This window comes from Microbacterium sp. MPR-TSA4 (assembly GCF_058792815.1).
In genome coordinates this window covers 119,751-130,359 of the sequence record NZ_JBXAFF010000005.1, presented here as the reverse complement: position 1 = coordinate 130,359, position 10,609 = coordinate 119,751, and the positions used below count along the sequence as shown (strand labels likewise).

The following is a 10,609-nucleotide window of genomic DNA, read 5'->3' as shown; positions in this document are numbered from 1 at the left end:
GTCGCGCGGGGGTGGATGCGGGGGGTCTGCGGGTCGTCCGTCACGCCGCCAGTCTACTGCCGAAGCGCTTTGGCATAAGATGGGCGGCAGAAGCGCCACCGCTTGCGAGAGGATGTGCCCATGCCGCAGAGATCCGCGCGCCTGGCCGATGTCGCCCGGGCCGCAGGGGTGTCCGTGCCCACGGCCTCCCAGGTGATGAACGACACCGGGCGCGTCGCCGAGGCGACCCGACAGCGTGTCCTGGATGCCGCGCGCGACCTCGACTACCGGCCGAACGCCCTGGCCCGCAGCGTCGCCCTCGGACGCAGCCGCACCATCGGCGTGCTCGCCGAGAACGCCGCGGGCGCGTTCTGCATGCCGGTGCTGATCGGCATCAACCGCGCCCTCAGCGACCACGACCTGGCGAGCATCCTCTACGACGCGCGCCACGATCCGCAGCGGCGCCACCAGCACGTGCGGCACATGCTCGATCGGCAGGTCGACGGCATCATCGTGATCGGCGAGGGTCCCGACGTCCCGATCGCCGACATCGGCGCGAGCGACTCCCACCCCGTCGTGCACGCGTTCGGCCCGCACGACCCCGACCGGGCGGTGAGCGTCCACCCCGACGAGCACGCCGGAGGGGCACTGGCGGCCCGGACCCTCCTCGAGGCCGGCCGGCGGCGCATCGCCCACGTCACGGCGGCGGCCGCGTTGCCGTCGGTGCGGGAGCGCGCGGACGGCTTCACCGCAGCCGTGCACGCGGCGGGACGAGAGCCCGCGGTGATCCTGCATGGCGAGTTCAGCCGCGACTGGGGGCACCGCGCCGCCGAGCTGCTGCTCGCGCAGGCGCCCGACACCGACGCCGTCTTCGCCGGCAGCGACGCCATCGCGATCGGTCTGGCGGCGGGCCTGGAAGCCGCCGGCGTGCGGGTGCCCGACGACATCGCGATCATCGGCTACGACCACGTCGCCGGCTACGGCGAGGATGCCGACCCGTACCTCGCGTCGATCGATCCGCGGCTGACGGCCGTGGGCGAGCGCGCGGCGCAGTACCTCATCGCCGCCCTGGACGAGGACGACACCGCGGACGCCGCCCCCATCGCTCCCGCCTACGCCCCGGGCGCGACGGTCCGCGGCGGGGACGCCGCCCGCCTGCACCTGGTGGAGACGCTGCTGCGGACGGTGACCGCCCCACCGGTGCGCGGAACCTCGTCATCCACGCCCGACGCCGACCCGCGATGAGCGCCCTGACCTACACGGCCCCGTTCCCCTCGGCCGATGTCGAGGTGGTCGGCGCGCTCGGCTTCGCGCCGGGGAGGTACGGGGTGCGCCCGCGGCGGCTGCCGGAGTGGACGCGGCCGCAGATCCCCGACCCCGGCTTCGACTTCGTGGTGGGCATGACCTCGGGCGTGCGCGTGGCCACGTCGACCACGGCAGGCGTGATCGCCGTCGAGCTCGTCGTGATCGGGATCGCCCCCGGAGCGCCCGCAATCGTCGAGCTCGTCGTCGACGGCGAGCGCCGAGGCTCCGTCTCGGTCCCCGTCCCGGCGCAGACCCTCGTCGCCGCGGACGGGGCGCTCACCCAGGAGCGTCCCCCCGTGACGGTCTCCTTCGCCCTTCCTGCACCCGGCCGCGGCGCGCACGCCGTCGAGGTGTGGCTGCCGCACACCACGGCCGTCGAGCTCGTGGCGCTGCGCGCCGACGCGCCTCTCGCGCCGCCCCGCGACGCCCGGCCCGTGTGGCTGCACCACGGTTCGTCCATCAGCCAGTGCGGCGAGGCCTCCGCGCCCACCCGGACGTGGCCGGCGGTGGCCGCGGCGGCGGGTGCGGTGAGCCTGCGCAGCCTCGGCTTCAGCGGCAACGCCGTGGGCGATCCCTTCGTGGCGCGGACGATCCGCGACCACCCCGCCGACGCCATCAGCATCGAGATCGGCGTCAACGTCGTCAACGGCGATCTCCTGCGCCGGCGCCTGTTCGAACCCGTGCTGCACGGCGTGCTCGACACGATCCGGGACGGCCACCCCGACACGCCGCTCGTCGCGATCGGGCCGATCCCCTGCCCGTCCCTGGAGCGGATGCCGGGTCCGACCGTGATCGACCCCGCGACGGGCCAGGCGGTGAGCGCCGGCGACGCGCGGGAGCTCGAGCGCGGCGGGATGAGCCTCGCGATCGTCCGCGAGGCCTGGGGGAACGTGCTGGCCGCTCGCGCCGACGACCCGCGGCTGTTCTGGCTCGACGGTCGTGCGCTGCTGCCCGCCAGCGAGATCGGCGACCTCGACGACGGTCTGCATCCCAACGCGGCGGCCTACGAGCGCATGGGCGCCCGGTTCGCCGACTACGCGTTCGCGCCCGACGGCCCGTTCGCCGCCGTCGGGCAACGCCGCGCCTGAGCCCACGCGGACAGCGCACTCCGGACCTCCGGAGTGCGCTGTCGCGAGGGCGGAGCCGCGGGCTAGGCCCGGATGAAGGCGAGGATGTCGGGGTTGATGACCTCCGCGTGGGTCGTCAGCATGCCGTGGGGGTAGCCCTCGTAGATCTTGAGGGTCGAGTTCTGCAGGAGCTCGTGCTGCTTGAGCGCGGCATCCTTGTACGGCACGACCTGGTCGTCGTCGCCCTGGAGCACCAGCACGGGCACGGTGATCGACGTCAGGTCGTCGGTCTGGTCGGTCTCGGAGAAGGCCGCGATGCCGAGGTAGTGGGCCTGCGCGCTGCCGGTCATCCCCTGCCGCCACCAGTTGGCGATGACGGGCTCGGACACCGTCGCACCCTCGCGGTTGAAGCCGTAGAACGGCCCGGACGCGACCGCCTGGTAGAACTCCGCGCGGTTCGCCGCGAGCGCGCTGCGGAAACCGTCGAAGACGGAGAGCGGCGTGCCCTCGGGGTTCGCCGCGGTCTGCACCATCAGCGGCGGAACCGAGGAGACGAGCACGGCCTTGGCGACGCGCCCCTGGGGTTCGCCGTACCGGGCGACGTACCGCGCGACCTGACCGCCGCCGGTCGAATGTCCGACGTGAATCGCGTTGCGGAGGTCGAGGTGCTCGACGACGGCGCTCGCGTCGCTGGCGTAGTGGTCCATGTCGTGGCCGGTGGCGATCTGCGAGGACCGTCCGTGACCACGGCGGTCGCTGGCGACGACGCGGTAGCCCGCGTTCAGGAAGAAGAGCATCTGCGCGTCCCAGTCGTCGGAGGACAGCGGCCAGCCGTGGTGGAACATGATGGGCTGGGCGTCACGGGGACCCCAGTCCTTGAAGTAGATTTCCGCGCCATCTTCCGTCGTCACAAAAGACATGGTCGACCTCCAGGGTTATGTGATCCCGAGGCGGTCTCGGGACGACGATCCGGTGTTCCCGACTGCTGATCGAGCCGGGAGCGCGTTCACGATAACGCCGGACGAGAACCGCGGCGCTCCTACTTTTGTTCAGACTCTGGGAGGGCTCCCGCACGCCGGCCCGCCCGCGTTTCGACATCTGTCCTGTGACAGCGGGCCCGCACGCGCGTACCGTCTGGCGCAGGGGAACAACGTCCGACCGATGCGAAGAGGAGCCGACGATGGGCTACGTCGAACACCATCCGAAGAGCGTACTCGGCGCCGGCACCGCGGCGCCGGACTTCACGCTGCACCGCACGCCGGAGGACACCGTCACCCTGTCGAGCCTTCGCGGACAGCCGGTGGTGCTCATCTTCTACCCCGCCGACTGGAGCGCGGTGTGCGGCGACGAGCTCAATGTCGTCAACGCGGCGATGCCCCTTCTCACCGCCCACGGCGCGGCGGTGTTCGGCGTCTCCGTCGACGGCGTCTGGTCGCATCGGGCCTTCGTCGCGGATCGCGGCTTCACCTTCGCCCTGCTCAGCGACTTCGAGCCGAAGGGGCAGGTGTCCCGGCGCTACGGCGCCTACGACTTCCACACCGGCACGAGCACGCGTGCGCTGTTCGTCATCGACTCCTCGGGCGTCATCGCCTGGAGCTACCTGTCGCCCATCGACGTGAACCCGGGCGTCGACGGCGTCCTCGACGCGCTCGACGCCCTGGCATCGCCCACCACGCCCTCCCCCTGAGATCGGACCCGCCATGTCCCACCTTCGCATCCCCGTCTCCGACCACGACCACAGCTTCGGCCCGCCGGACGCCCCGGTGACGCTGGTCGAGTACGGCGACTACCAGTGCCCGTACTGCGGCCAGGCCTTCCCGATCGTGAAGCAGCTGCTGCACGAGTACGACGGGAAGATCCGATTCGTCTTCCGCAACTTCCCCCTCGCGCAGATCCACCCCGAGGCCGTCGACGCCGCCTTCGTCGCGGAGTTCGCCGCGGAGCACGGCGAGTTCTGGCAGGCGCACGACCTGCTCTACGAGAACCAGATCGACCTCGGCCCTCAGCTGTATCAGCGCATCTGCGAGGCGCTCGGCCTCGCCGTCGCCGATCTGGGGAAGGCGGCCGCGGAGGACCGGTACACCGCTCGGATACGGGCCGACGAAGAGGGCGGCATCCGCAGCGGGGTCAACGGCACCCCCACCTTCTTCCTCAACGGCGCCCTCGTGGAGGCCGGGACGGCAGGACTGGCGGAGGCGATCCGGTCGGCGCTCGCCGGCCACGGAAGCGGGTCCTGACCGATGGCGCAGCGGGCCACCCCGCTCGGGCTGCCGCAGATCTCGCACGGGGCGGGGTTCTGGGTCGTCGCGAGCGCCTTCGTCCTCGTGATGGCCTACGCGACCGTCCCGACCCCGCTGTACCCGCTGTATCAGGAGCGCGACGGCTTCCCCGTCGCCGTCATCACGCTCGTCTTCGCCGCGTTCGCGGTGGGTGTCGTGCTCAGCCTGTTCCTCCTCGGGCACGTGAGCGACTGGATGGGCCGGCGAAGGATGCTGACGGTGGCGATTCTGGTCGCCGCGCTCTCCGCCGGCATGTTCCTGCTCTGGACGGAGGTTCCGGGCCTCTTGGCGGCGCGGCTCGTGAACGGGGCGAGCGTCGGAATCCTCACCGCGACGGCGACCGCCCACCTCGGCGAGCTGCGCACTCACGCCCGACCCACCGAGAGCGTCGTCGTCGCGGCGTCGGTCGCCGGCGCCGCCAATCTGGGCGGCCTGGCGCTCGGTCCGCTGATCGGCGGACTCTTCGCCGAGTTCCTCCCCGATCCGCTCGTCCTCCCCCACGCCGTGTTCCTCGTCCTGCTCATCGTCGCGGCGATCGCCGTCAGCTGCGTCCCCGAGACGGTGCCGGAGCCGGAGGAGCGTCGGCGCTATCGGCCGCAACGCATCGCCGCTCCCCCGCGCGGGCGCGCCGCGTTCGTGGCCGCCGGTTTCGGGGCGTTCGCGGGCTTCGCCCTGTTCGGGCTGTTCACCTCGCTCGCGCCCACCATCCTCATCGCAACGTTCGATCAGCACGACCACCTCCTCGCCGGCATCGCGGCGTCCTGCGTCTTCGCCGCGGCGGCGATCGGCCAAGCGGCACTCGCCGCCGTCCCGCTGCGCATCCAGCTGACCATCGCGGCCGTGTGCTGCGCGGTCGGGCTGGCTTCCGTCGCCGTCGGCGCGTTCGCTCCCTCGCTCGGCGTCTTCCTCGTCGGCGGCGTCGTGTCGGGCGTCGGCGTCGGTGTGCTGTTCAAGTCCGCCATCGCCACCGCCGCGGGGCTGGCCGAGCCGGGCCGCCGCGGGGAGACCCTCGCGCTCATCTTCCTGGTGGCGTACTGCGGACTGGCCCTTCCGGTGCTGGCGATCGGGGTGAGCCTCACCGTCGCCCCGCAGGCGATCGTGCTCCTCGTCTTCTCCGCCGCCGTGCTGGTGGCGACCGTCTCCGCGGCGCTGGTCATGCGCCGCGCGGCGGCATCCGGCGCGTGAGAGGAGCGGGCGGCTCGTCGGCGGCCGGCTCTGTCAGACTGACGGCTGTGAGAGGGAGGGCGTCGTGACCGAGCCGTCACCGTTCGGCCAGCTGCTCCGGTCGCTGCGCGTCGGGCAGAACTCGACGCTGGAGTCCCTCGCGGCCGCTTCCGGTGTGAGCGTACGAACCATCGGCGACCTCGAGAGAGGCGCCAGCACCTCGCCCCAGCGTCGCACCGTCGAGGCACTGGCCCAGGGGCTCGGCCTGGACGTCGCCGCGCGACACGCGTTCCTCCGGGCGGCCCGCGCCCGTCCCCGCGGCGTCGACGCCGCGGAGGCGACCGGGGGCGTCTCGCCTCATCGGGTGTTCGACTTCTCCGGGCGAGAGCGCGAGATCCGTGAGGCCCTCGACATCCTCGAAGGAGAACGCGAGCCCGGCGAGAGTCGCCCGGCGCTCGTCATCAGCGGCGCCCCCGGCATCGGCAAGACGACGGGCGCCGTCGAGATCCTCGCCCGCGGCCGATCCGCCCAGGATCCCACCGTCTTCGTCGGCCTGGACGGCTTCAACGCCTCGCCGCTGACGCCCCTCCAGATCATCACCGCGATGCTCCGCCAGCTGCAGGGGACGCAGCAGAAGGCGCCCGCGGATCTCGACGTCGCCGCTCGGCAATGGCGCGCGGCCGTCGACGCCCGTCCGGTGCGCGTCCTGCTCGACAACGCCGCGAACGAGTCGCAGGTCCGCCCGATCCTCTCGATCTGCAGCGGCGAGATCGTCGTCGTGACGTCGCGCCGCAGCCTCGCCGGGCTGGAAGGAGTGCGGCGGCTGCGCTTCGGTCCTCTGCAACGCGACGAGAGCGTCTCTCTCCTGCGCCGCCTCATCCCGCAGGCCGGAGCCGACGACGAGGCGCTCGACGAAGTCGCGGGGCTGTGCGACGACGTCCCGCTCGCACTGCGCGTGGTGGGCAGCCGCATCGCCAGCCGGCCGGAATGGAACGTCGAGGACCTGCTGCGGCGACTGCGGACCACCGAGGACCGGTTGCGGCTGCTCGTCGCCGGCGACCTGGCGGTCGAAGCCGCCATCTCCCTCTCCTACGAAGAGCTCGACCCTCGCACGGCCGCGCTCTTCCGGTGGGTCGCGCTCATCGGCGGCAAGACCTTCGATGCGCAGCTGGCCGCCGCCGCGGTCCGCTCGACCGAGGTCGCAGAAGTGGAGTTCCGACTCGACGACCTGACCGACCTCGGGCTGCTGGAAGCGCGCGGCGGCGACCGCTATCGCCTGCACGACCTCATGCGGCTGTTCGGCCTGAACAGGCTGCGCGACGTCGTCGGTGCGGACGAGCTCGAACGGCGCCGCGCGCACATCCGCGCCTGGATCCTGGGGAGCCTGGAACGGGCGGGGGCCTGGTTCGAGCCGGAGAGGGAGCAGCACACGGCGGGCCGGGTCGGTCGCGGCTTCGTCAGCGCCGACGCGGCGGCACTGTGGATCCGCACGGAAGCCGAGCACTGGTGGCCGGCGTATGCGGAGGCCGCCGAGCTGGGCGAGAACGAGACGGTCGTCGACGTCGCCGACGCCCTCCACTGGTACTCCGACGTCTGGCTCTCCTGGGGGAACTGGCATCGGTTCTTCTCCCTCGCCGTCACCGCCGCGCAGAGTCTGCGCAATCCGCTGATGGAGGCGACGCATCTCGGCTACCTCGCGTGGGCCGAGATCGTGGAGGTCGGAGACCGCGAGCGCGCCGTCGTGACGGCACGCTCGGCACTCCGCGCGGCGCTGAGCGCCGGCGACGCCACGCAGGAGGGGTGGGCGAACTACTACGTGGGATGGGCGAGCTGGCTGCTCGGCCGTGTCGTCGAGGCCGCAGACGCCGCCGAGGGCGCGATCCGGGCGTTCTCACTCGCGGGCGAGAAGGTGGGAGTGGAGAACGCGCGCCTGCTGACGACGATGATCATGAACACCCGCGGGGAGCACCTCGCGGCGATCGAGGAGCTGGAGTCCACGCTCGCGCGCATCCAGGCCGAACCCGAGGCCGACGGCTTCCTCACGCTCATCACGCGATACGCGGCCTATCTGGACCTCGTCGACGCGTACATCGCCGTCGGCCGCTACGACGACGGGATCCGGGCGGGCGCGATCGGCATCCAGATCGCCCGTTCGCTCAACGACGACATGCGGGTCGCCCTGATGATGCGCCGCCACATCCGCGCGCTGATCGAAGCCGGGGAGTCGGAAGCGGCGATGGCCGAGGCGGAGGAGGCGTTGCGCCTGCTCGGCCCGGGAAGCAGCGAGGCCTTCATCTTCGCCCGGTTCCGCCGAGAGATCGCGGGGATGACGGCAGGACGGACGACCGCGCGAGATGCGCCTCACAGCGGGAGCGAGTCGCCCAGCTCCTGACCGTAGCGGGCGATGGCGCGGCCCACCGGCAGCCGGTCCCGGTCGTAGGTCGCGAGCGCGTCGGCGAGGGAGAGCTCGGTGCCCAGGAGGTCCACCAGCGCCATCGCGTCTCCCGCGGCTTTGGCCGCGCCCATCGCGGTGTGCGGGCGCACGACGACGGCGGCGTCGCCGACGAGCGCGACGGACGGCGCCGCCATCCGCGGCGCGACGTAGTCGTAGAGGGCCTGCAGGAACGGTCGCGGCTCGGCCGCGACGGCATCCGCGAACGGCACCGGCAGCTCTGCCGCGGCGGCCGCGACGAGCGATTGTCGGAGGTCTGCCGGGAGGTCTCCCGGTGCGAGAGAGGTGCTCGCGGCACCGTGCCCGCACGCGACCATCAGGCGTTCCAGCTCCGGAGACGGCAGCGACCGGTACCAGACCCAGTTGTACCGACGCCGCCCCGGCGCCGTCTGCCCGTCCGGCCCCGGGACCAGGTAGCCCAGCATGTGGGCGCCCGGCGCCGTGTAGAAGGCGAACCGTTCGAGCAGGATGTCCGCGGCCCGCTCCGGGAGCGCCGCCTCCGGCACGAGCCCGCGCCAGGTGAGGTAGCCGACGTAGCGGTTGTCCGACCGCTCGGGCGCGACGGCGCGTCGGACGACGGAGTTGAGACCGTCGGCGCCGACGACCAGGTCGAACGGGATCGTCGTCCCGTCCTCGATGCGGACGGTCGCGTGCCGGCCGTCCGACCGCACCTCCGTGACCGCACTGCCGAGCCGGTAGCGGCCGGCGGGGATGAGCGCCCGCAGGCCGTCGTAGATGTAGTCCCACGACAGCTGGGTCTGGGGCGTCGGGTCGCGATGGAGCACCTCGCCGCGGCGGCCGAGCGTGATGCGTTCGCGCGCCTCCACGCCGGATCGCAGCACCGAGGTCAACCCCAGCCTCGCGAGGACGTCGAACAGGTCCTGCTGACCGACCAGGCCCGCGCCGCGTCGGGCCAGCCCCGCGCGGGACCGTTCGAGGACGGTGACGTCGTGACCTGCCTGATGCAGCAGGGCAGCGGTGAACAGGCCCCCGAGAGACCCGCCGATCACGCCCACCCGCAACGCCGTCCTCATCGTCCGACCTCTCCTGAGCGGGGCATGGGTCGACGGTATCGCCCCGGCCGCGCGCGGCGCTTCGACGTTCGCCGGAAGTCCGCCCCCACACCATCAGGCACGTCCGGTCGCCTCCCAGAGCCGGATGAGCTTGAGCGCGACGTGGAGCGTGCTGCGCTTGATGCCGTCGCTCAGAGCGTCGCGGACGACCTCCGGCATCCGCTCGAGCCGGTAGTACAGCGTCGTGCGGTGCACGAAGAGGATCTCGCACGCCGCCACCACGTTCGCGCCGACATCCAGGTAGGTCTCGATGGTCTCTCGTTGGCTGCCGTCGCCGTGCACGTACAGCGCATGCGCGGCCGGCGAGATGATGCGCAGGTGCTCCGGGTTCGCCGAGGCCGAGGCCAGCAGCAGCCAGCCGCCGAGCTCACTGGCGTCGACCGCCGGATGGAACTGCGGAAGCGCGGCGGCGAGAGAAGCGGCGATGACCGCTTCGTCGGCCGCGGCACGCACGTCCTCCGCCCCCGGCGCAGGAGAGGCCGAGCCGATTCCCAGGACGCGGATGCCGCGCGCGGTCGCCTCCCGGAGGATCACGTCGTCGATGCCGCGATCGGACGGCTGCCCCACGAGCATGACCATGCCGGCATGCAGGGCCATGAAGTGGTGGGGAACGGGGCGCAGATTCGCGAGGTGCCGGGCGAAGGCGATGGCATGGATGTCCGTGACGGTCGCGTCGACGAGCAGCGCGCGCACGACCGTGCCCTCGTCGCGGTGCAGCCACCGTTGCTGCACCGCGCGGGCGTACGCGCTCCGCCGAACGCCCTCGTCGTCGTGCAGGAGATCGTGCAGCACCGATTCGCGGCTCGTCCCTCCCTCCGCGCGCAACAGGTCTCGCACGAGGAGGGATGCCGCATCGAGCGCCTCGAAGTCCGACGGGCCGAGGGATCGTCCCTCCGTCTGCACGGCGATGTGCGCCACCACGACGCCCCGGTCCTCCACCGTCACGTCGAGCCGGCGCGGTGCCGCGAGCGACGGATCCGTCGCGCCGCACACGCCGGCGGGCGCAGACGGCGGTCCGCCGCGGACCCACACCGGACGTCCGAGCGCGGCGGTGAGCTGTTCGGCGATGCCCTGCAACGTGGCAGGCACGACGGCACTGCTCTCGCTGGCTTTCACGGATGCACTCCTATCCGGGCCGGGCCCACCATGAGGCCGCGCCGGCAGTAGCCGACACGCAGCCACACCGAAGTCGAGTCACAGCCATCCGACCGCGTCCGCGACAGCAGCACCAGGAAGAAAACAGGCAGAAGTGCGACGTCTCCGCATCCACCGTGGGCACCGTCCGCCGGC

At 72.4% G+C, this 10,609-nt stretch carries 9 protein-coding genes; 6 read left to right on the top strand and 3 right to left on the bottom strand.

Features of this window, described 5'->3' with window-relative positions; translation table 11 throughout:
* Window positions 1-120: 120 nt before the first annotated feature.
* Window positions 121-1,224 (top strand): LacI family DNA-binding transcriptional regulator, encoded by a 1,104-nt coding sequence (locus AC1Q49_RS04955; protein WP_492491118.1) that lies wholly within the window; start codon window positions 121-123, stop codon window positions 1,222-1,224.
* Complete coding sequence (locus AC1Q49_RS04950) at window positions 1,221-2,372, top strand: GDSL-type esterase/lipase family protein (RefSeq protein ID WP_492491117.1); 1,152 nt, start codon at window positions 1,221-1,223, stop codon at window positions 2,370-2,372. Before AC1Q49_RS04955 ends, AC1Q49_RS04950 begins: the two co-directional genes overlap by 4 nt.
* Before the next feature lie 62 nt (window positions 2,373-2,434).
* Here AC1Q49_RS04950 and AC1Q49_RS04945 read toward each other — a convergent pair whose 3' ends face one another.
* Window positions 2,435-3,271, bottom strand: a complete 837-nt coding sequence (locus AC1Q49_RS04945; protein ID WP_101305900.1) for an alpha/beta fold hydrolase — start codon at window positions 3,269-3,271, stop codon at window positions 2,435-2,437.
* A gap of 260 nt (window positions 3,272-3,531) precedes the next feature.
* Between AC1Q49_RS04945 and AC1Q49_RS04940 the strand changes: the two genes are divergently transcribed.
* The 4 genes from AC1Q49_RS04940 to AC1Q49_RS04925 all read left to right on the top strand — a co-directional run bounded on the left by AC1Q49_RS04940 (window position 3,532) and on the right by AC1Q49_RS04925 (window position 8,186).
* Complete coding sequence (locus AC1Q49_RS04940) at window positions 3,532-4,038, top strand: redoxin domain-containing protein (protein ID WP_060960089.1); 507 nt, start codon at window positions 3,532-3,534, stop codon at window positions 4,036-4,038.
* A 13-nt stretch (window positions 4,039-4,051) separates the two neighbouring features.
* Window positions 4,052-4,588, top strand: coding sequence for a DsbA family protein (locus tag AC1Q49_RS04935; RefSeq protein ID WP_060960090.1), 537 nt, complete (start codon window positions 4,052-4,054; stop codon window positions 4,586-4,588).
* Between the two features lie 3 nt (window positions 4,589-4,591).
* Complete coding sequence (locus AC1Q49_RS04930) at window positions 4,592-5,815, top strand: MFS transporter (RefSeq protein WP_492491116.1); 1,224 nt, start codon at window positions 4,592-4,594, stop codon at window positions 5,813-5,815.
* Between the two features lie 64 nt (window positions 5,816-5,879).
* Window positions 5,880-8,186 (top strand): XRE family transcriptional regulator, encoded by a 2,307-nt coding sequence (locus AC1Q49_RS04925; protein ID WP_205282555.1) that lies wholly within the window; start codon window positions 5,880-5,882, stop codon window positions 8,184-8,186.
* Here the strand turns inward: AC1Q49_RS04925 and AC1Q49_RS04920 are convergent.
* A complete protein-coding gene (locus AC1Q49_RS04920) occupies window positions 8,156-9,280 on the bottom strand; it encodes an FAD binding domain-containing protein (RefSeq protein WP_101305897.1) in 1,125 nt (374 codons plus the stop codon). The genes AC1Q49_RS04925 and AC1Q49_RS04920 overlap by 31 nt on opposite strands.
* Window positions 9,281-9,373: 93 nt before the next feature.
* Complete coding sequence (locus tag AC1Q49_RS04915; RefSeq protein ID WP_492491115.1) at window positions 9,374-10,408, bottom strand: helix-turn-helix domain-containing protein; 1,035 nt, start codon at window positions 10,406-10,408, stop codon at window positions 9,374-9,376.
* Window positions 10,409-10,609: the final 201 nt, after the last annotated feature.

Excerpts from the sequence above, each read along its gene's own strand:
- AC1Q49_RS04955 (WP_492491118.1), top strand. The coding sequence starts at position 121 with ATGCCGCAGAGATCCGCGCGCCTGGCCGATGTCGCCCGGGCCGCAGGG.
- AC1Q49_RS04950 (WP_492491117.1), top strand. The coding sequence starts at position 1,221 with ATGAGCGCCCTGACCTACACGGCCCCGTTCCCCTCGGCCGATGTCGAG.
- AC1Q49_RS04945 (WP_101305900.1), bottom strand. The coding sequence starts at position 3,271 with ATGTCTTTTGTGACGACGGAAGATGGCGCGGAAATCTACTTCAAGGAC.
- AC1Q49_RS04940 (WP_060960089.1), top strand. The coding sequence starts at position 3,532 with ATGGGCTACGTCGAACACCATCCGAAGAGCGTACTCGGCGCCGGCACC.
- AC1Q49_RS04935 (WP_060960090.1), top strand. The coding sequence starts at position 4,052 with ATGTCCCACCTTCGCATCCCCGTCTCCGACCACGACCACAGCTTCGGC.
- AC1Q49_RS04930 (WP_492491116.1), top strand. The coding sequence starts at position 4,592 with ATGGCGCAGCGGGCCACCCCGCTCGGGCTGCCGCAGATCTCGCACGGG.
- AC1Q49_RS04920 (WP_101305897.1), bottom strand. The coding sequence starts at position 9,280 with ATGAGGACGGCGTTGCGGGTGGGCGTGATCGGCGGGTCTCTCGGGGGC.